Source organism: Micromonospora sp. NPDC000668, from assembly GCF_042897975.1.
In the GTDB taxonomy this organism is placed as follows: domain Bacteria; phylum Actinomycetota; class Actinomycetes; order Mycobacteriales; family Micromonosporaceae; genus Micromonospora.
Map to the genome: position 1 here is coordinate 1381362 of NZ_JBIAYP010000001.1, position 19638 is coordinate 1400999.

Genomic DNA, 19638 nt, shown 5'->3' on the forward strand with positions numbered 1-19638 from the left:
GTGGCCTCGACCCGGAAATGGGAAACGCCGGCGATGCCCGATGGGGCACCGCCGGCGTCTGGTCCGCTCAGCGCGCGGTGGCCGCGACCTTGCGCGGCGCCCGAGTCTTGGTGACGCCGTTGGCCTGGGCGGCCCGCTTGGTGGCCGCCGCCGCGCCCTTGGCCTCACCGTCGAGCTTGAGCACCTGGCGCAGGAACTCGCCGGTGTGACTCTCGGGCACCTCGGCGACTTCCTCCGGGGTGCCGGTGGCGAGCACGGTGCCGCCCCGGTGGCCCCCCTCCGGACCCATGTCGATCAGCCAGTCGGCCGTCTTGATCACGTCGAGGTTGTGCTCGATGGTGATCACCGTGTTGCCCTTGTCGACCAGCCCTTCCAGCACCATCAGCAGCTTGCGGATGTCCTCGAAGTGCAGGCCGGTGGTCGGCTCGTCGAGCACGTAGACCGTCCGCCCGGTGGAACGCTTCTGCAGCTCGGAGGCGAGCTTGACGCGCTGCGCCTCACCGCCGGAGAGAGTCGGGGCGGGTTGGCCGAGACGGACGTAGCCGAGGCCGACGTCGACCAGCGTCTTGAGGTGCCGGTGGATGGCCGGGATGGCGGAGAAGAACTCGGCCGCCTCCTCGATCGGCATCTCCAACACGTCCGAGACGGTCTTGCCCTTGTAGTGCACCTCCAGGGTCTCCCGGTTGTACCGGGCGCCCTTGCAGACCTCACACGGGACGTACACGTCGGGCAGGAAGTTCATCTCGATCTTGATGGTGCCGTCGCCGGAGCACGCCTCGCAGCGCCCGCCCTTGACGTTGAACGAGAACCGGCCCGGGCCGTACCCGCGCACCTTGGCCTCGGTGGTCTCGGCGAAGAGCTTGCGGACGTGGTCCCAGACCCCGGTGTAGGTGGCCGGGTTGGAGCGCGGCGTCCGGCCGATCGGCGACTGGTCCACGCCGACGACCTTGTCCACGTGGTCGAGACCGGCGACCCGGGTGTGCCGGCCGGGCACCAGCCGCGCACCGTTGATCTGGTTGGCCAGCACCGCGTACAGGATGTCGTTGACCAACGTCGACTTGCCCGAGCCGCTGACCCCGGTGACCGCGATGAGCTGGCCCAGCGGAAAGGAGACGGTCAGGTTGCGCAGGTTGTGCTCGCGTGCGCCGTGCACCACCAGCTCCCGGTCCGGGGTCTGCGGACGACGCTTCTTCGGCGTCGGGATCGACCGGCGCCCGGACAGGTACGCCCCGGTGATCGACTCTGGGTTTTCCAGGAGCGCCGGCACCGAGCCGCTGTGCACGATCTCGCCGCCGTGCTCGCCGGCGCCGGGCCCGATGTCGACGATCCAGTCGGCGGTACGGATGGTGTCCTCGTCGTGCTCCACCACGATCAGCGTGTTGCCCAGCCCGCGCAGCCGGATCAGAGTCTCGATCAGCCGGTGGTTGTCGCGCTGGTGCAGCCCGATCGACGGCTCGTCCAGCACGTAGAGCACACCCACCAGCCCGGAGCCGATCTGGGTGGCCAGCCGGATGCGCTGCGCCTCGCCACCGGAGAGGGTGCCGGCCGGCCGGTCCAGGGAGAGGTAGTCCAGGCCGACGTCGAGCAGGAACCGCAGCCGGGCGTTGATCTCCTTGAGCACCCGCTCGGCGATCATCTTCTGCCGGTCGGTCAGCTCGATGCCGGCGAGCAGGTCGGCGCACTCCCCCACGGACAGGTTGCAGACCTCGGCGATGCTCTTGCCGGCCAGGGTCACCGCGAGCACCTCGGGCTTGAGCCGGGCGCCGCCGCACGCCGCACACGGCACGTCGCGCATGTAGCCCTCGTACTTGTCGCGGGACCACTCGGACTCGGTGTCGGAGTGCCGACGCTCAATCCACTGCACCACGCCCTCGAAGCCGGTGTAGTAGGAGCGCTCGCGGCCGTACTTGTTGCGGTACCGCACGTGCACCTGGTCGTCGGAACCGTGCAGGATCGTCTTCTGCGCCCGCGCCGGCAACGCCCGCCAAGGGGTGTCGACGTCGAAGTGCTGGGCCTCGCCGAGCGCCTCCAGCAGGCGCAGGAAGTATTCGAGGTTGTGCCCGGTGGACCAGGGCTGGATGGCGCCCTCGCGCAGGCTGCGCTCCGGGTCGGGCACCAACAGCTCCGGGTCGACCTCCTTCTTGGTGCCCAGGCCGGTGCACTCCGGGCAGGCGCCGTACGGCGCGTTGAAGGAGAAGACCCGGGGCTCCAGGTCCTCGATGGCGAGCGGGTGGTCGTTGGGGCAGGCCAGGTGCTCGGAGTAGCGGCGCTCCCGGTCCGGGTCGTCCTCCGGGAGGTCGACGAAGTCGAGCAGCACCAGGCCGCTGGACAGGCCCAGGGCGGCCTCGACCGAGTCGGTCAGCCGCTGCTTGGCGCTCGGCTTGACGGTGAGCCGGTCGATCACCACCTCGATGGTGTGCTTCTCCTGCTTCTTGAGCTTCGGCGGCTCGGTCAGTGGGTGCACCACGCCGTCGACCCGGGCCCGGGCGTAACCCTTGGCCTGCAGCTCGGAGAAGAGGTCGACGTACTCGCCCTTGCGGCCGCGGATGACCGGGGCGAGCACCATGAACTTGGTGCCCTCGGCCATCGACAGCACCCGGTCGACGATCTGCTGCGGGCTCTGTCGGGAGATCCGCTCACCGCAGACCGGGCAGTGCGGCTCGCCGATGCGGGCGTAGAGCAGCCGCAGGTAGTCGTAGACCTCGGTGATGGTGCCGACGGTCGAACGCGGGTTGCGCGAGGTCGACTTCTGGTCGATCGAGACGGCCGGGCTCAGCCCCTCGATGAAGTCGACGTCGGGCTTGTCCATCTGGCCGAGGAACTGCCGGGCGTACGACGAGAGCGACTCCACGTACCGCCGCTGCCCCTCGGCGAAGATCGTGTCGAAGGCCAGGCTCGACTTGCCCGACCCGGACAGCCCGGTGAACACGATGAGTGCGTCCCGGGGCAGGTCGAGACTGACGTCACGCAGATTGTGCTCGCGCGCGCCACGGATGATCAGTCGGTCGGCCACGGTTCGTGTACTCCCGGGAGAAGATGAAGCGGAGAATCTGTCCCGCTCTGGGGTGGTTCTGAGCGGTGGTGCGGGCGCGGAAAACACGCCTCGGCAACTCTAGCCCCGAGGTATGACAGTTTTCCCCGCCCGCACATTCCCCCAGCTCAGCCCGGTCGGCCGGGCCGGTCAGTAGCCCCCTGGCGTCGGCGGTCGGGCCGCCCGACGCCGGGCGGAGCGCCACCCACCGCGCCGCTCCGCGGCCAGCCGCGCCTCCCGCCGCCGGCTCTCCTGAGCCACCTCCCGCTGCAGCCGCCGCCAGCTCTCCCACCGGCGGGTGGAGAGCTCGCCGGTGTGCAGCGCCTCGCCGACCGCGCAGGCGGGCTCGCCGTCGTGCCCGCAGTCGGCGTACCGGCAGCCCTCGGCAAGCCCGGCGATGTCGGCGAACGCCCGGTCGAGCCCGGCCACGCCGTCCAGCAGGCCGACCGCCCGCACGCCGGGCGTGTCGATCACCGCGCCGCCACCGGGGATCGGCACCAGGGCCCGCCAGGTGGTGGTGTGCCGACCCTTGCCGTCGACCCGGCGGATCGCCTGGGTCGGCATCATCACCGCGCCGGCCAGCGCGTTGACCAGGCTCGACTTGCCCGCCCCGGACGGCCCGAGCAGGCCGAGCGTGCGGCCCGGCGCCACCTCCGCGCGCAGCGGCTCCAGCCCGACGCCGTGCTCGGCGCTGACCGGCAGCACCGGCACCCCGGGGGCGACCGCGGCGAGCTGACGGGCCAGCGCGGCCGGATCGGCCGCGAGGTCGGCCTTGGTCAGCACGACCAGTGGCCGGGCCCCGGACTCGTGGGCCAGGGACAGCAGCCGCTCGATCCGGCCGACGTCCGGCTCCGGGTGCACCGGCTCCACCACGGCGGCGGCGTCGAGGTTGGCGGCCAGCACCTGGCCGCTGGCGTCCTTGCCGGCGGTACGGCGGATCAGCGCGGCCCGCCGGGGCAGCACCGCCTCCACGGTGGTGCGGCGGTCCGGCCAGTGGGTGAGCAGCACCCAGTCCCCCGCGCAGGGCAGCGCGGAGGGGTCCCGGACGGCGGCGGCAAGCACCGCCCCGCCCAGGCTGGCCCGGACCGGGCCGGCCGCGGTGAGCACCGTGCAGACCCCCCGGTCCACCCGGGCCACCCGGCCCGGGTGGTGCTCACCGCGCCGCGCGGCGTACGCCGCCCGTTCGGCGTCCCAGCCGAGGGCGGTCAGATCGATCGTCATGGCATCCTCATCGGTGTCGAAGCTGGTGATGGCGGAACACGCGTGTCACGGCCGGCATGATCACCACCTCCGTCCGACGTCCCGGTGCCGCGTATGTCGCCGACGGTAGGACGCGCGCCGACGCGCCGAAAGCGATTTCCCCGGCGACGGCGCGACGGCGGACCGCTAGGGTCGACGCGTGACCACCGATCCGCTCCTGCTCACGGGCGAGGTGGACGACGCGACCAGCCGGCTGCTGCGTACCGCGGCCTCCTTCGACGCCGCGGACCTGGCGGCCGCGTCGCTGCTGCCCGACTGGACACGCGGCCACGTGCTGGCCCACCTGGCGCGCAACGCCGACGGCTTCGTCAACCTGCTCACCGCGGCCCGCACCGGCGAGCCGGTGCCGATGTACGCGTCGCCCGAGGCCCGGGCGGCGGACATCGAGGCCGGCGCGGGCCGGCCGCCAGCCGAGCACCTGGACGACCTGCGACGCAGCGCGGACCGGTTCACCGAGGCCGTCGCGGCCATGCCGGTCGAGGCGTGGGCGGCGACGGTGCAGACCCGCCGCGGCCCGTGGCCCGCCGCCCTGCTCGTCTGGGGCCGGCTGCGCGAGATCGAGGTGCACCACCTCGACCTGGCCGCCGACTACCGGCCCGCCGACTGGTCGGAGGCGTTCGCCCACCGGTTGCTGCACGAGGTGGCCGCACATCACGCCGACCAGCCAGCACCGCCGTCGATGGTGCTGCGCTTCGACGGCGCCGGGCACGAGTTGGTTATCGGGGAGCGGGCCGACGCCCCGATCATCGCCGGTCCCGCCCCCGACCTCGCCGCCTGGCTGATCGGCCGCGACGGCGGCGACGCGCTCGCCGTCACTCCCGACGGTCCCCTGCCTACTCCACCGGAATGGATATAGACACCTGATGACATACAGCGGAGACGTCACCAACGGCGGTGCGCCGGCGGTGCGGGAGCTGGACGGGCTCACCATCAGCAAGCTGTCGGTGGGCCCGATGGACAACAACGCCTACCTGCTGCGCTGCACGGCCACCGGCGAGCAGGTGCTGATCGACGCCGCCAACGAGGCGCCCCGGCTGCTGGACCTGATCGGCGACCGGGGGCTCACCGCCGTGGTGACCACCCACCAGCACATGGATCACTGGGTGGCGCTGGAGGAGGTGGTGGCCAAGACCGGCGCCCGGGCGCTGGTGCACGCCGACGACGCGGCCGGGCTGCCGATCGAGGCGGAGCGGCTCGCCGACGGTGACAGCGTGCCGGTCGGCGACTGCGCGTTGGAGGTCGTCCACATCAAGGGGCACACACCGGGCTCGATCGCGCTGCTCTACCGCGACCCGACCGGCACCCCGCACCTGTTCACGGGCGACAGTCTCTTCCCCGGCGGCGTGGGCAACACCGACAAGGACCCGGTGCGCTTCGCCGCGCTGATCGACGACGTCGAGGGGAAGCTGTTCGACCGGCTGCCGGACGAGACCTGGTTCTATCCGGGTCACGGCAAGGACAGCACGCTCGGCGCGGAACGCCCGGCCCTGCCCCAGTGGCGCGCCCGCGGCTGGTAACCCTGTGCGGGGCCGGCCCCCCGGCCGGCCCCGCTCCCCCCACCCGACGCGCGGACGCACCCCGCACCCGCCGTCGGGCCGAACCGGTCAGGGCGTCGGCGCCGCGGTGACGGCCCGCAGCCGGCGTCGGGTGCCCAGCAGCACCACAGTCGCGAGCACCAGCCCCACGCCCATGGTGACCAGCAGCGGGCTCGACTCCCCCGGCAGCAGCCCGGCCAGCGAGCGGGACGCGGTGCCCAGCGCGAGGTAGAGACCCGCCCAGGCCGCCGCGCCGAGCGCCGCGCAGCCCAAAAACCGCCGGTACGACATGCGCAGCCCACCCGCTGCCAGCGGCAGCAGCGCGTTGAACACCGGCAGGAACGGCGCCACCACCATCATCCGGCCACCACCACCCCGCAGGATCCCCTCCGCCGCCGTCCAGCGCGCCTCGCCGATCCAGCCGCCGACCCGACTGCGTCGCAGCCGCTCCGAGTACCGGCGACCGACCAGGAAGCTCAGCGACCACCCGGCCAGGCAGCCGACCAGCACCGCGGTGAAGGTGGCCAGCCCGGTGGCCGGGCGGCCCACCCCGACCGCGGCCAGGATCGCCACGTCACCGGGGACCAGCACGCCGAGCAGTGGGATGGCGTCGAAGAGCATGACCAACCCGAGCGCGCCCATCAGCAGCAGGATGGGCAGTTCTCCGACCTCGGCCAGCCATTGCGTCATACCCCGTACGCTATGACCGCCGCACCACCCCCGACATCAGGTCGCACCCCCCAGCGACCCCTGGTGTCCGCCTCAGGGTCGCCCCTGAGATCGGGATCCCGCCTCACTCGGGTCGCAGCACCTGCACCCGGCGCAGCGACGAGTCGACCGACGGTTCCGTGGTGGGCACCGGATAGTCGGCCAGCACCGTCAACCGGTCCGCCGGCAGGTGCCCCCGGTCGGGGTCGCCGACCAGCACCTCGGCACCGCGGGCGGCGGCCCGTTGCAGGAACGGCAGCATCCGGTCGGCCAGTGCGCGGCTGTAGAAGGCGTCACCGGCGAGGACCACGTCCACGTCCGCCTCCGCGTCGCCGCTGTCCAGCAGGTCACTCCCGCTGGCGTCGACGGCGACCCGGTTGGCCCGCGCGTTGACCGTGACCGCCGCGACGGCGTACGGGTCAATGTCGTTGGCGACCACTTTGGCCGCGCCGGCCAGCGCGGCGGCGATGGCCACCAGCCCGGACCCGGCGGCGAGGTCGAGTACCCGCCGGCCGGCGACCAGCTCCGGATGGTCCAGCAGGTGGCGGGCCAGGGCCTGACCCCCGGCCCAGGCGGAGGCCCAGTACGGCGGCGGCAGGGCGTGCCCGGCGGCGGCCTCCATCCGGGCCCACCAGACGATCGCGTCCTCGGCCAGGTGCAGCCGCACCTCGGGGACGAACGGAGTGGGTACCAGTCGGAGCCGGTCCAGGCCGTCGCCGGGCGCGTCGATCTCGCGCTCCAGCTCGGACAGCGCGGTGGCTGCGGCACCCCTCATCGGCGCAAGCATGCCCCAGTGCCGGGTGGCGGGGGCGGGGTTTCGCATGGCGGCACGTAGAGTTCACCCGACTTCACCCGAGTGCCTACGGCACTTCGGCCGGCGGATCCGGGTTTTGCCCGTTACTGTCGGACTGGTACGGGCGATCATCGGCCACAGGCCGAGGGTCAGCCGCTTTGAACAGGGAGAGATGCATGGCAACCGGCACGGTTAAGTGGTTCAACTCGGAAAAGGGCTTTGGCTTCATCGAGCAGGACGGTGGAGGGCCGGACGTGTTCGTCCACTACTCCGCCATTGCCTCGAGCGGCTACCGGGAGCTCAACGAGGGCCAGAAGGTCGAGTTCGAGGTGACCCAGGGGCAGAAGGGTCCGCAGGCGGACAACGTCCGCCCGATGTAGCTCCGTGCCGGTGGCGGCGGCCGGTCGACGGCCGCCGCCGCAGCGCACTCAATACGCCGCCGGGGCGGCGGGCAGGTCCCGCCGCCGCCGGAGCGGCCCCATCAGCAGGATCAACGGGGTGAGCGCCAACCAGGTGGTCATCACCCCGATCGCCGTCTCGACGCCGTACCGCGCGCCGAGGGCGCCAGCCAGCACGGCCGCCAGCGGGATGGTGCCGTAGTTGAGCAGGTGCATGCTCACCGTCACCCGGCCGAGCAGGTGATGCGGGGTGTACATCTGTCGGAAGCTGCCCTTGACCACGTTTCCGACGGCCACTCCGAGGCCGATCAGCACCCCGCCGAGGGCCGGCCAGACCAGCCCGACACCGGGCGCGGCCAGCGGAATGAGCAGCGCGGGCGGGCCGGTGAGGGCCGCACCGAGCAGCAGGGCCCGCGCGGTGCCGCAACGCCGGGCGAGCGTGGTGGCCAGCAACGCACCGACGATCCCGCCGGCGCTCATCACCGCGATCAGGACGCCCACCAGGCCCGGTTCGAGCCGCAGCTCCCGGACCAGGAAGACCACCAGGACGGCCTGGTAGCCGATCAGCCCGATGTTGCTGGCCGCACCGAAGACCGCCAGCACCCGCAGGTACGGGTCGCGGACGACGAAGCGCAGCCCCTCGGCGATGTCCCGGCGTAGCGACCGGGATGGGTCCGCCCGCCGGACGCGCGGCTCGACGGTGCGGATCCGCAGCAGGAAGGCCGCGGAGAGCAGGAAGGTGAGCGCGTCCAGCAGCAGCGCGGCGACCGCCCCGGTGAGCTGGGCGATCAGGCCCGCGACTCCGGGTCCGACGACGTAGCTCACGGTCTGGGTGGCGTGCAGCTTCGCGTTGCCCTCCGGTAGCTGCTCGGGTCGCAGCACGACCGGCAGGTACACCTGGTCGGCGGTCTCGAAGAAGACCCGCGCGGTGCCGGCGCCGAGCGCGACCAGCAGCAGGTGCCAGACGGTGAGCCGATCCAGCGCGGCGGCCAGCGGCACACTGAGGAAGGCCAGCGCGCAGAACACGTCGCAGACGACCATCACCGGTCGGCGCGCCAGGCGGTCCACCCACGCGCCGGCCGGCAGGCCGATCAGCAACCAGGGCAGCCAGGCCGCGGCGGTGAGCACCGCCACCTGGAAGGTGCCGGCGTCGAGCACGGCCACCGCGACCAGCGGCAGCGCGACCGTGGTGACGTTGCTGCCGATGCTGCTGACCGCCTGACCGGCCCAGAGCAACCGGAAGTCCCGGTGCCGCAGCAGGCCACCGGCCGGCCGGACCGGACCCGGATCGGTGCGGGTTGCCGCGGTCACGGCCGGGCCGGAACGCCGTGGACGAACACGAACACGGGCTGCCGTTCGCGGCCGTCGTCGGGCAGCGGCCGGTCGGCCCAGCGGGCCAGCAGGTCGATCATTTCGCGGCTCAGCTCGGCCAGTTCGTCGGGGGTGAGGTGCAGCCACTTGTCGGTCGAGAACGGGCCGTCCTGCCAGGCGGCCTGCGCCGACTCGTCGGCGGCGTGCCAGGCTCGGGCCAGGGCGACGTGCCGGTCCAGGTTGAGCGACGTGGCGGCGTCGGCGACCGCTCGGGCGGCCGGGTCGGCGTCGAAGTCGCTGTTGGACCAGCGCACCCCCCGGGTGACCAGGCGCCACCACCGCTCGCGCCGGTCCCGGACCAGGTCGGGGGCCTCGGTGACCAGCCCGGCGGCGGCGAGCACCTTGAGGTGGTGACTGACGTTCGCGGGCGCCTGGTCGGTGCGCTCGGCGAGCAGGCCGACGGTCGAGGGCCCGTGCACCTTGAACACGTCCATGAGCCGGCGGCGCAGCGGGTGGGCCATGGCGGCCAGCACCCGCGAGTCGGTGACCTGTCGTACGTCGGGACTCTCCATGCCACCGACCCTGTCATCCGCAACACCTGTTGCGCAACAGATATTGCTAAACAGTCGTTGCGGATCGGCAGGTTCGGGCCAACCGACGCGGCCGGGGGGCTGCTCAGGCGACCAGCCGGCGGGCCAATTCGTCGGCGACCTGCTTGGCCATCGTCGGCGGGATCGCCGCGGCGATCTTCTCCGGGGTCAACCCGGCCAGCACGCCCTGGATGATCGCCGGCTCGTCGGTGAAGTCGCGACCGGCCAGCGCGGTCAGCGCGGTCTGCAGGGCGGTCACCTGCGCGGCGAGCGACTTCAGCGTCGGGTGCGCCGGCACGTAGTTCTGGACGGTGGCATCTTCACCCATCGCCATCCGGGTGTAGATCTGCCCAACCGGGTTGCGGCCGTCCAGCACAGTCAGGTTCCGGTGGACGGTGGCCAGCCAGGCGTGTTCTTCGGGAGTCATGTCGTTCTCCTCCAGGAGTCCGATGGAGCTGAGGTAGCGGCGGAACAACGGCCGCTGGTCGCGGCCTGCCTTGATGCCGTCACGGAAGAAGCTGATGTGGGTGTGCCAGCGGTGCGAACTGTCGCCGGTGCTCCGCTTGCCGAGCCGGTCCCACCGCTTCACGGTCGTACCGTCAGGGCTGTAGATGATCTCGCGGATGTCCCGGGTGTCGGCCGCGTTCGCGACGCACTGCCCCACGCACCAGAGCGAGAAGCTGCGCAGGGTGTGCGTCCGGCCAGCGGAGCGGACGTCGAAGCCGCCGACGTCCAGTGCCGCCGCGTCGAGGGTCAGGCCGGCCCGGTCCCGGGGTGATTCCACCACCGAGTAGTCGTTGGTGACCACCCGGTCAGATCCACAGTGGTAGCCGCCCCGGTGCGCCGGATCGCCGACGATGCCGACTTCCGCCGGCTCCAGGTCGTCGGGCCCGGGGGCGTTGTCGAGGTGGGTCAGGAGCAGGGTGCGGACGGCCAACAGATTCGCCGGGGCCCGGGTCATGGGGTCCCCCTCTCCAACGGGCGGGGACCGGGCACGACGTCACACCGCGTACGCGGTGCAGGGCTGCGAACGCGCCCGGTCTTACTGGTGCACGGCGCCGGGCGTTGACTCAACGATAGCCCGCGTTTTCGATGAATGCCCAGCTCAGAGGGGGTAAGTTCAGATTGGAGGTTGCGCAGAGCCAGAGTGGACGATCGGCAGGAACAACGCCGAGGGGTACGTCGGGTCGTGCAGAACCTGTCGCCAACCGGCACGCAGCGTCACGGCCGCACCGAGGGGTTCCCCGCTGCCCGGGTTGCGCGCCCAGCGCGGATGGGCACCACCGGTCACCTGCACCCGCAGGCGGTGCCCGGCGCCGAACCGGTACGCGGTCGGCCACAGCGACACCGGGACCCGGCACACCCCGGACGGGTCGGCCGCGAACCGATCGGGCGTGACCCGGACCAGACCGTCGCACACGTTCCACGAGCGACCGCGGCGGTCCACGTCGCACAGCCGGACGAAGACATCCAGGTACGGCAGCTCACTGCGGACGTGGATCTCGGCGCGCACCGGGCCGATCACCTCGATCGGCCGGGTCAGCGGGGTGCTGGTGTACGTCAGCACGTCGGGGCGGGCCTCGACACGCCGGTTGTCGACCGGGCCGGCCCGCTGCGCGACGAGCAGCGGCCCACCCAGCGACGGGGTGGGGTCGCTCGGGTCGTACCGGAACTCGTCCGGCGCCGATGCAACCGGCGGGCGCGCGGCCAGCACACCGCCGGGATGCAGGTGCCAGGCGGTGTCGACCGCCGGCGGTGGCCAGTCCGGCAGGTCCCGCCAGCCACCGCCGGCGCCGCTCACGTAGAGCCGGACCGGGGCCGACGCGGACCGGTCGACGCGGACCGCCGGCCCGCCCGCTGTCGCCGGGCCGGTCAGGTGCTCGTCGAGCCATGCCAGGCCCTCCCGCAGTGCGGCCACGAACAGGCCGGGACTGCCGTGCGTCCACGGGCCGATCACCAGGCGCGGCCGGGCGCCGGCGGCGCGCAGGGTGGCGTGGTCGTCGAGCTGGGCGGGCAGGAAGATGTCGTGCCAGCCGGTGACCATGACCACCGGTGCCCGCACCCGGGCCACCCGGTCGTCGAAGACCCGGGTCCGCCAGTACACGGCGTCCGGCGTGTGGTGGCGCAGCCACTCCTGGAAGAACGGGATGGTCACCCCGGTGGCCACCCGATCCGCCCCGGCCAGCGGCAGGTGCTCCAGAGCGGCGACCAGCCGGGGCTGCCCACGCTTGAGCTCCCACTGCCGGGCCAGCCACGGCACGGTCTGCGCGTGCAGCAGCTCCGCCCAGGTCAGCACCGTGTCCAGGGCGAAGGACTCCCCCGCGTACGTCGAATCCCGGGTGGCCGAGGCGGTCACCACCGCGACCATCGCGCGCAGCTCCTCGCCGGCGTCGGCGGCCAGCGCCCACTGCGCGAAGCCCTGGTAGCTGACCCCGAACATGCCGAGCGCACCGGACCACCAGGGCTGGCGACGCAGCCAGTCCAGGGTGTCCAGCCCGTCGTCGCGCTCGTGCACCAGCGGGGCGAACGTCCCACCGGAGCCCCCGGTGCCCCGACAGGACTGGATCACCGCGTGCCAGCCTCGCGCGGCGAGCAGCCGGCCGAGCAGCCGCAGCGGGCCACCCCGCCCGTACGGGGTGCGGATCAGCACGGTGGGTGCGTCCCGGCCGGCCGGGGCGTAGTGGTCGGTGCGCAGCACCACGCCGTCGCGGACCCGGACCGGGATGTCACGGGTGACCCGCACCGGGCCGGGGCTGGTCGCAGGCAGCCGCAGCGCGGCGCCGGCGAGGCGGGCGACGAGCCGGTGCGGCACCGGTCAGTCCGTCGGCCGTCGGGGCGACTGGGGCCGGGCGGCGCGAACCGCGTCACGGTGCGCGCGCAACGACTGGCTCATCTCCCCCATGAACCGGTGCAGCACCTCCAGCTCGTCGTCGCTGAAGTGGGCCATCACCGAGTCGGTACGGGCGCCCAGCGGCTGGAAGAACTGCATGGCCAGCGCGGCCCCCTGGTCGGCGTAGTGCAGGAACACCTTGCGTCGGTCGACGGTGTCCCGGTCCCGGCGGATGTGGCCGGCACGCTCCAGCCGGTCGATCAGGGCGGTGACCGAACCGGAGGAGAGGTTGAGCTGCTCACCGAGGCGGCCGGGGGTGATCGGGTCACCGAACAGCTCGGCGTCCATCACCGCGATCAGCGCCTGCAGGTCGGTCGGGTTGAGCCCGTGCAGGTTGGCGAAGGCGTGCCCGACCTGCTGGGCGTCCGCCGCGTACCGCCGCAGGTTGTTGGTGATCTCCGCGACCAGCTGCTCGCGGCGCGTGTCGCGCCGTCGGTACATGCCGTGAGTCGCCACCTCGCGCCGCTTCTTCCCGTCGTCGGTCCCCAGGTTGCAGCATAGAGCAACCGTCGATAATCTCGATAGTCGAGATACTTGACCACCTGAAGGACCCTGAGGTCACCTGATGTCTGTCTTCACCAGAGTCGCCCGTGGCCGGTTGGCCGCCTGGCTCACCGTGGCCGCCGCGATCGTCGTCGGCGCGGCGGTCTTCGGGCTACCCCAACCGAACAACCCGGCGCCGGTCTCCGCCAGCGGCCTGTCCGTGCAGTGGCAGTCGACCCAGGTGGAACGGTTGCAGGATGAGCTCCCGTCCAGCGAGGTCCAGCCGGCCATCGTGGTGGTCAGCCGCGGCGACGGCGGCGCGCTGAGCGAGGCCGACCGGGGCGCGGTGGCCGCCCGCTCCGGCGATCTGGGCCGCTTCGCGGTGAGCGGGCAGGTCAGCCCCCCGCAGCTCTCCCCGGACGGGACCGTGGCGCTGGTCGCCGTGCCGCTCAGCACCGCCGGTGGCCAGGACGAGGTCACCGGCACGGTCAGCCAGGTACGCGCAGCGCTGGCGGACCTGCCCGACGGCCTCACCGTCGAGGTCACCGGCGCTCCCGCCTTCACCGCCGACCTCGCCTCGGTCTTCGAGGGCGCCGACATCACCCTGCTCGCGGTGACCGCCGCCGTGGTCGCGCTGCTGTTGCTGATCACCTACCGCAGCCCGTTCCTGTGGATCGTGCCGCTGGTCGTGGTCGCGGCGACCGAGCAGCTCACCCTGCGCGCGGTGGACACGATCGTGCCGGCCGTCGGCATCACCCTCCAGCAGGGCCAGGTCACCGGCATCGCCAGCGTGCTGGTCTTCGGCGCAGCCACCGACTACGCCCTGCTGCTCATCGCCCGCTACCGGGAGGAGCTACGCCGCGAGGAGGACCGGTTCGCGGCGATGCGCGCCGCACTGCGCCGGACGGCCGAGCCCATCCTGGCCAGCGGCGGCACCGTGGTGCTCGGCGTGCTCACCCTGCTGCTCAGTGAGCAGGAGACGAACCGGGCGCTGGCCGTGGCCTGCGCCACCGGTGTGGTCTTCGCCATGCTCTCGGCGCTGTTCGTGCTTCCCGCCCTGTTGCTGCTCTTCGGCCGCGGCCTGTTCTGGCCGTTCGTACCCAAGGTCGGTGGCGCGATCCGCGAGGGCCGGCTCTGGGGCCGGCTCGGCACCGCCGTGCAACGCCGTCCGGCGCCGGTCGCGGTGCTGGCCACGCTGCTGCTCGCCGGCCTGGCGCTGGGTGGGCTCGGGATCCGCACCGGGCTGTCCGAGACCGAGCAGTTCCGGGCCCAGCCCGAGGCGGTGGCCGGGGCGCAGACCCTGGCCCGGGCGTTCCCAGCCGGCACCACCCAGCCGGTGGCCGTGCTCACCACCCCGACGGCCGTGCGGGCGGTCACCGACGCGGCCTCCACCGTGCCGGGGGTCGCCTCGGCCCGCCCCGGCGACGCCGGCCAGGCCGTCGCCCAGGTCGACGTGGTGCTGGCCTCCGAACCCGGGACCACCGCCTCCAACCGGACAATCGAGGCGCTGCGCGACGCGGTCGCCGCGGTCCCCAACTCCGCGCCACCTGCGGCAGAGGGCGCCGACACCCCGTCCGGGGCGATCGTCGGCGGCAGCGTGGCCGCCACCTACGACTCCGAGGAGGCCAACGACCGGGACCTGCGGCTGATCCTGCCGATCATCCTGCTGCTGGTCGGCGCGGTGCTCGTACTCCTGCTGCGGGGCCTGCTCGCGCCGGTGCTGCTGGTGCTCACCGTGATCGCGTCATTCTTCGCCAGCCTCGGTGCGGCGTGGCTGCTCTTCGACCACGTGCTGGGCTTCCCGGCGCTGGACAGCGGCGTGCTGCTGCTGGCCTTCGTGTTCCTGGTGGCACTCGGCGTGGACTACAACATCTTCCTGGTCACCAGGGCCCGGGAGGACGCCCGCAAGGCGGGCACCCGGGACGGGATGCTCTCCGCGCTGCGGGTCACCGGCGGGGTGATCACGAGTGCGGGTGTCCTGCTCGCCGCGGTCTTCGCGGTGCTCGGGGTGCTGCCCCTGATCACGCTGACCCAGATCGGCATCATCGTGTGCATCGGCGTCCTGCTGGACACCCTGCTGGTCCGCACGGTCCTGGTCCCGGCGCTGGCGTTCATGCTCGGCGACCGCTTCTGGTGGCCCGGCCGGATCGCCCGCGAGCGCGTGGCGGAGGCCCCGGCGCCACCCGAGCTGGTCGCCGCCGCCCGGGACTGACCGGGCACCGCGACGGGGGCGGGGCCGGGTCACCCCCGGCCCCGCCCCCGTCGCGTCGGTCAGCGTGCTCAGTACGCCAGGCAGACGCACTCGGTCATCAGCGCCCGCACGTTGCGCACGTACGACGGGTTGGGGATGGCCAGCGGCTGTCCCTCCTGCGCCACCGCACCGTGCCCGAAGTTGTACGCGGCGATGACCGCGTTGAGCAGGCAGGAATTCAGCTCGGTGCTGCACAGGGCGGCGTCGAGCCGGTAGTCGGACTCGAAGTACATGTCGCCGATGTACTTGGTCAGCCAGGCCAGGTAGGTGCCGCCGAGGTACGCGTTGTCCCGGTAGTTGTCGATGTCGTAGCTCTGCTCGAACCGCTGGTTCATCCAGGTCGCGGTGTCCGGCATCACCTGCATCAGCCCGACACCGCCGTCGCAGGCGTAGATGTTGGACTGCCAGCCGCTCTCCTGCCAGGCGGTGGCCTTGACCAGGTTCAGCGGAATCTTCAGGGCCGGGGCGGACACCGGCCAGTAGGTGCGCGCCGCCGCGTCGGTCAGCGCCGCCTTCGCCTCGGCCCTGGTCGCCTGGGTGCCCCGGTAGCTGGGCGTGCAGGGGCTCGCTCGCGGACGTGGCGGCGGCGGCGGAGCCCAGGTCTCGGTGGGCCGTCTGGGCACCAGGCGCGGCCTCGGCGCCGCGGTGGCCGTGCGAGTCGCCGCCTTCGGCGCTGTCGGGCTCGGGGACGCGAGGCGTTGCGGGGCGGCACCCGCCGCCCCGGTCGCCGACGGGCTCGGCTCCCCGGCGGCGTCATCGAGCGGGACCTCCGCCGGCGCCTCCACCGGTACCTCGGTCACCGCGACTGGCGCGGTCTGATCCTGCGGGCGTTCCTTCGCAGGGCCGCAGCCGACCAGCGTGCCCGCCAGCAGCAGCCCGGCGAGCAAACCGGCGCCCACCCGACCATTCCGTCGATGCATGCCGTTCCTCCCCCATGTGATCGTCGCCGCACCCTAGCAAGGTTCGACCGGGCGGCGAGGCCCCTGCGACGGTGGCCGGACCCCGTCCGCCGGCTGCTCCCGATCCCCCATCGCCCGGTCCCGGGTGGCCCAGGCGACCATGAACACCACCGTCCAGAGCACCCCGAGCAGCACCGCTGCCGCAGTCCCGCTCGTCGTGTCCAGCCCGAGGTAGAGCCGCGCGCCGCCGACACCGACCACGCCTGCGGCGGCGGCTGTCCAGGTTGCCACCGCCACCGGCCACCGGGCGCCCCGGGACACGAGCCAGGCCAGGGTGCAGAAGCTCGCCGCGACCACCGCGTTCTGGGTCGGGAACGGGACCGACTCGCCGCCGTCCGGGCCGGCCCCCGGCGAACCGGTCAGCTCCGCCACCACGGCGAGTACCAGCAGCGGGACGAACGCGCCCACCGTGCCGACCACGCTGAGCAGGTCCGCCCGCCACGGCCGGTTCCGCCACGCCAGCACCGCGGCCACCATGGCCACCAGCACGATCAACACCCACCCGCGCACCAACGACACCACGACCATGGTGGCGTCGGCGGCGCCCGGGGTCCGGCGGGCGGCGAACCAGGCCTCGATCGCCCCGTCCAGCGTGGCCAGCCCGCTGCTGCGCACCCCGACGGCGAGCAGGCCGGCGATGGCGAGCCCGGCGGCGAAGAGCAGCAGCAGCCCGGCGGCGAGGTTGAGCAGCAGCGTCCAAGCCGGTCCGATCCGCATGGCCACCAGGAAGAACAGCACCCCGTAGCGGGCGCTGAGCCAGCGCACCGGGGGCAACGCGCCGGCCCGGGAGAGCAACGCCCGTACCGGGTCGGGGTTGCGGCCCAGCCACCGGCCGGCGAGCACCACCCCCAACAGCCCGGCCAGCAACACCAGTGCCGCGCCGGTGGCCCGGCCGAGCAACCGGGAGACCGTGTCGTACGACTCACCGGCGAGGTGACCGAGCAGCACCGACCCGCCCACCCAGGTCACCACGCCGGCCAGGTTCCACGGCGCGAACCGTCGGTACGGCATGTCGGACGCCCCGGCCAACCGGGGCACCAGAGTGCGGGCGAAGGCCACCCAGCGCGCGGCGAACACGCCCCGCCCCCCGAGCCGCGCGAGCATGGCGTCCGCCCGGCTCCACCGCGCGGGCCCGACCCGGTGGCCCAGCCGGGCACGCAGCCGCGGGCCGTACCGTCGTCCGGCGCGGAACGCCAGCCCATCACCCAGGACCGCCGCGACGATCATCGCGAGCAACGCCGGGCCCAGCCGCAAGGTACCGTTGTAGGTGAGGAAGCCGACGAGCAGCAGGGTAGCCTCACCCGGCACCAGCAGGCCGAAGATCACCGCGGTCTCGCCCATCACGATCAACGCGGCGACCAGGTAGATCCACAGGGTGGGCAGACCCTGCACCAAGGTCAGCAGATCGTGCACTCAGGCCCCCGGGACACGGGAGTCAGCATGCCAGCCGGGGGAACGACCCGGACAGCAGTTTCACCAGAGATCAGGGGCACCTGGGGGTGACCCCGACGCAGCCTGCGCGAGCGCAGGCGGAAGGATAGAGGGTATGCAGCTTCGCACCGACCTCCGCAACGTCGCCATCATCGCTCACGTCGACCACGGCAAGACCACCCTGGTCGACGCCATGTTGCGGCAGGCTGGCGCGTACGGCGCCCGGGGTGAGACGACCGAGCGGGTGATGGACTCCGGGGACCTGGAACGGGAGAAGGGCATCACGATCCTGGCCAAGAACACCGGCGTGCACTACCTGCCGGCGGACGGCTCCGACCCGGTCACCATCAACATCATCGACACCCCCGGCCACGCCGACTTCGGTGGCGAGGTGGAGCGCGGCCTGACCATGGTCGACGGTGTGGTGCTCCTGGTCGACGCGAGCGAGGGCCCGCTGCCGCAGACCCGCTTCGTGCTGCGTAAGGCGCTGCGGGCGCGACTCCCGATCATCCTCGTGATCAACAAGGTGGACCGGCCGGACGCCCGGATCAAGGAGGTCGTGGACGACACCTACGAGCTCTTCCTCGACCTGGACGCCGACGAGGAGCAGATCGACTTCCCGATCGTCTACGCCTGCGCCCGCGACGGCATCGCCTCGCTGACCCAGCCCGCCGACGGCTCGGTGCCGGACGACAGCACCTCGCTGGAGCCGCTGTTCCGCACCCTGCTGGACACCATCCCGCCGCCCGCGTACGAGGACGGCGCGCCGCTGCAGGCACACGTCACCAACCTCGACGCCTCGCCGTTCCTCGGCCGGCTGGCGCTGTGCCGGGTCCGCCAGGGCACGATCAACAAGGGTCAGACGGTGGCCTGGTGCCGCACCGACGGCAGCACCCAGCGGGTCCGCATCTCCGAGATGCTGATGACCGAGGGCCTGGAGCGCAAGCCGGCCGACTCGGCCGGCCCTGGCGACATCATCGCCGTCGCCGGCATCCCCGAGATCATGATCGGTGAGACGCTGGCCGACGCGGAGCACCCGGTGGCGCTGCCGCTGATCACCGTCGACGAGCCGGCCATCTCGATGACCATCGGCACCAACACCTCGCCGCTGGTCGGCCGGGTCAAGGGCTCCAAGGTCACCGCGCGGATGGTGAAGGACCGGCTGGACAAGGAACTGATCGGCAACGTCTCGCTGCGGGTGCTGCCCACCGAGCGGCCGGACGCCTGGGAGGTGCAGGGCCGTGGTGAGCTGGCGCTGGCCATCCTGGTCGAGCAGATGCGCCGGGAGAGCTACGAGCTGACCGTCGGCAAGCCGCAGGTGGTCACCCGGGAGATCGACGGCAAGACCTGCGAGCCGGTCGAGCGGCTGACCATCGACGCGCCGGAGGAGTACCTGGGTGCGATCACCCAGCTGCTGGCCACCCGCAAGGGCCGGATGGAGCAGCTGGTCAACCACGGCACCGGCTGGATCCGGATGGAGTGGCTGGTCCCGGCGCGCGGCCTGATCGGCTTCCGCACCGAGTTCCTCACCGACACCCGGGGCACCGGCATCCTGCACCACGTCTTCGAGTCCTACGAGCCGTGGTTCGGTGAGCTGCGTACCCGCAACAACGGTTCGCTGGTCGCCGACCGCTCCGGCGCGGTCACCGCCTTCGCGATGATCAACCTGCAGGAGCGCGGGCAGCTCTTCGTCGACCCGACCACCGAGGTGTACGAGGGCATGATCGTCGGGGAGAACTCGCGCTCCGACGACATGGACGTCAACATCACCAAGGAGAAGAAGCTCACCAACATGCGGGCGTCGACCTCGGACGAGACCGAGAAGCTGATCCCGCCGCGCAAGCTGTCGCTGGAGCAGGCGCTCGAGTTCTGCCGCGAGGACGAGTGCGTCGAGGTCACCCCGACCGCCGTCCGGATCCGCAAGGTGATGCTCGACCAGCAGTTGCGTGGTCGGGCGGCGGCCCGCCGTAAGCACGCCGGCTGACCCACCAGCACCCG

Annotated in this window: 16 protein-coding genes; 5 read left to right on the forward strand and 11 right to left on the reverse strand. The window is 72.6% G+C overall.

Translation table 11 applies throughout. The annotated features are described in order from the left end of the window. Positions 1–67: 67 nt before the first annotated feature. Positions 68–3013, reverse strand: a complete 2946-nt coding sequence (gene uvrA, locus ACFY29_RS06400; protein ID WP_328418763.1) for an excinuclease ABC subunit UvrA — start codon at positions 3011–3013, stop codon at positions 68–70. Positions 3014–3181: 168 nt separating this feature from the next. Continuing rightward, a complete protein-coding gene (rsgA, locus tag ACFY29_RS06405) occupies positions 3182–4252 on the reverse strand; it encodes a ribosome small subunit-dependent GTPase A (protein WP_386983882.1) in 1071 nt (356 codons plus the stop codon). Positions 4253–4430: 178 nt separating this feature from the next. Between rsgA and ACFY29_RS06410 the strand changes: the two genes are divergently transcribed. After that, positions 4431–5147 (forward strand): maleylpyruvate isomerase family mycothiol-dependent enzyme, encoded by a 717-nt coding sequence (locus tag ACFY29_RS06410; protein ID WP_386983884.1) that lies wholly within the window; start codon positions 4431–4433, stop codon positions 5145–5147. A 7-nt stretch (positions 5148–5154) separates the two neighbouring features. After that, a complete protein-coding gene (locus tag ACFY29_RS06415; protein WP_328418766.1) occupies positions 5155–5808 on the forward strand; it encodes an MBL fold metallo-hydrolase in 654 nt (217 codons plus the stop codon). Positions 5809–5895: 87 nt separating this feature from the next. Here ACFY29_RS06415 and ACFY29_RS06420 read toward each other — a convergent pair whose 3' ends face one another. After that, on the reverse strand, positions 5896–6516 hold the full coding sequence (locus ACFY29_RS06420) for a VTT domain-containing protein (protein ID WP_328418767.1): 621 nt from the start codon (positions 6514–6516) through the stop codon (positions 5896–5898). A gap of 103 nt (positions 6517–6619) precedes the next feature. Next, the gene (locus tag ACFY29_RS06425) at positions 6620–7309 is read right to left on the reverse strand and encodes a class I SAM-dependent methyltransferase (RefSeq protein WP_386983887.1); all 690 of its coding nucleotides are present in this window, start codon (positions 7307–7309) and stop codon (positions 6620–6622) included. 194 nt (positions 7310–7503) lie between these two features. Between ACFY29_RS06425 and ACFY29_RS06430 the strand changes: the two genes are divergently transcribed. Then, complete coding sequence (locus tag ACFY29_RS06430) at positions 7504–7707, forward strand: cold-shock protein (protein WP_007462771.1); 204 nt, start codon at positions 7504–7506, stop codon at positions 7705–7707. A gap of 48 nt (positions 7708–7755) precedes the next feature. Here the strand turns inward: ACFY29_RS06430 and ACFY29_RS06435 are convergent, their stop codons facing one another. The 5 genes from ACFY29_RS06435 to ACFY29_RS06455 form a co-directional block, all read right to left on the reverse strand. Further along, positions 7756–9036: an MFS transporter gene (locus ACFY29_RS06435; protein WP_386983889.1), complete on the reverse strand. Its 1281-nt coding sequence runs from the start codon at positions 9034–9036 to the stop codon at positions 7756–7758. Then, positions 9033–9608 carry a metalloregulator ArsR/SmtB family transcription factor gene (locus ACFY29_RS06440; protein ID WP_328418769.1) on the reverse strand — a complete coding sequence of 192 codons (576 nt, stop codon included), beginning with the start codon at positions 9606–9608 and terminating at the stop codon, positions 9033–9035. The genes ACFY29_RS06435 and ACFY29_RS06440 overlap by 4 nt, the downstream gene beginning before the upstream one ends. Before the next feature lie 103 nt (positions 9609–9711). Further along, complete coding sequence (locus ACFY29_RS06445; RefSeq protein ID WP_386983892.1) at positions 9712–10587, reverse strand: hypothetical protein; 876 nt, start codon at positions 10585–10587, stop codon at positions 9712–9714. 159 nt (positions 10588–10746) lie between these two features. After that, a complete protein-coding gene (locus ACFY29_RS06450) occupies positions 10747–12438 on the reverse strand; it encodes a CocE/NonD family hydrolase (protein WP_386983893.1) in 1692 nt (563 codons plus the stop codon). Between the two features lie 3 nt (positions 12439–12441). Then, positions 12442–12957 (reverse strand): MarR family transcriptional regulator, encoded by a 516-nt coding sequence (locus ACFY29_RS06455; RefSeq protein ID WP_328418771.1) that lies wholly within the window; start codon positions 12955–12957, stop codon positions 12442–12444. Positions 12958–13081: 124 nt separating this feature from the next. Between ACFY29_RS06455 and ACFY29_RS06460 the strand changes: the two genes are divergently transcribed. Further along, a complete protein-coding gene (locus tag ACFY29_RS06460; RefSeq protein ID WP_386983896.1) occupies positions 13082–15211 on the forward strand; it encodes an MMPL family transporter in 2130 nt (709 codons plus the stop codon). A 68-nt stretch (positions 15212–15279) separates the two neighbouring features. On the opposite strand, the gene ACFY29_RS06465 is transcribed toward ACFY29_RS06460, so the two are convergent. Further along, on the reverse strand, positions 15280–16170 hold the full coding sequence (locus ACFY29_RS06465; protein ID WP_386983897.1) for a transglycosylase SLT domain-containing protein: 891 nt from the start codon (positions 16168–16170) through the stop codon (positions 15280–15282). Positions 16171–16203: 33 nt separating this feature from the next. Then, entirely contained in the window at positions 16204–17622 is a 1419-nt protein-coding gene (locus ACFY29_RS06470) for a DedA family protein (protein WP_386983899.1), read from the reverse strand. 133 nt (positions 17623–17755) lie between these two features. Here ACFY29_RS06470 and typA point away from each other — a divergent pair, with 133 nt between their 5' ends. Next, positions 17756–19624 carry a translational GTPase TypA gene (gene typA, locus ACFY29_RS06475; RefSeq protein ID WP_328418775.1) on the forward strand — a complete coding sequence of 623 codons (1869 nt, stop codon included), beginning with the start codon at positions 17756–17758 and terminating at the stop codon, positions 19622–19624. The last annotated feature ends 14 nt before the right edge of the window (positions 19625–19638 follow it).

What these genes read in the sequence shown, in the direction of transcription:
- rsgA (WP_386983882.1), bottom strand. Translation starts at nt 4,252, where the DNA reads ATGACGATCGATCTGACCGCCCTCGGCTGGGACGCCGAACGGGCGGCG.
- ACFY29_RS06415 (WP_328418766.1), top strand. Translation starts at nt 5,155, where the DNA reads ATGACATACAGCGGAGACGTCACCAACGGCGGTGCGCCGGCGGTGCGG.
- ACFY29_RS06420 (WP_328418767.1), bottom strand. Translation starts at nt 6,516, where the DNA reads ATGACGCAATGGCTGGCCGAGGTCGGAGAACTGCCCATCCTGCTGCTG.
- ACFY29_RS06425 (WP_386983887.1), bottom strand. Translation starts at nt 7,309, where the DNA reads ATGAGGGGTGCCGCAGCCACCGCGCTGTCCGAGCTGGAGCGCGAGATC.
- ACFY29_RS06430 (WP_007462771.1), top strand. Translation starts at nt 7,504, where the DNA reads ATGGCAACCGGCACGGTTAAGTGGTTCAACTCGGAAAAGGGCTTTGGC.
- ACFY29_RS06440 (WP_328418769.1), bottom strand. Translation starts at nt 9,608, where the DNA reads ATGGAGAGTCCCGACGTACGACAGGTCACCGACTCGCGGGTGCTGGCC.
- ACFY29_RS06445 (WP_386983892.1), bottom strand. Translation starts at nt 10,587, where the DNA reads ATGACCCGGGCCCCGGCGAATCTGTTGGCCGTCCGCACCCTGCTCCTG.
- ACFY29_RS06455 (WP_328418771.1), bottom strand. Translation starts at nt 12,957, where the DNA reads ATGTACCGACGGCGCGACACGCGCCGCGAGCAGCTGGTCGCGGAGATC.
- ACFY29_RS06460 (WP_386983896.1), top strand. Translation starts at nt 13,082, where the DNA reads ATGTCTGTCTTCACCAGAGTCGCCCGTGGCCGGTTGGCCGCCTGGCTC.
- ACFY29_RS06465 (WP_386983897.1), bottom strand. Translation starts at nt 16,170, where the DNA reads ATGCATCGACGGAATGGTCGGGTGGGCGCCGGTTTGCTCGCCGGGCTG.
- typA (WP_328418775.1), top strand. Translation starts at nt 17,756, where the DNA reads ATGCAGCTTCGCACCGACCTCCGCAACGTCGCCATCATCGCTCACGTC.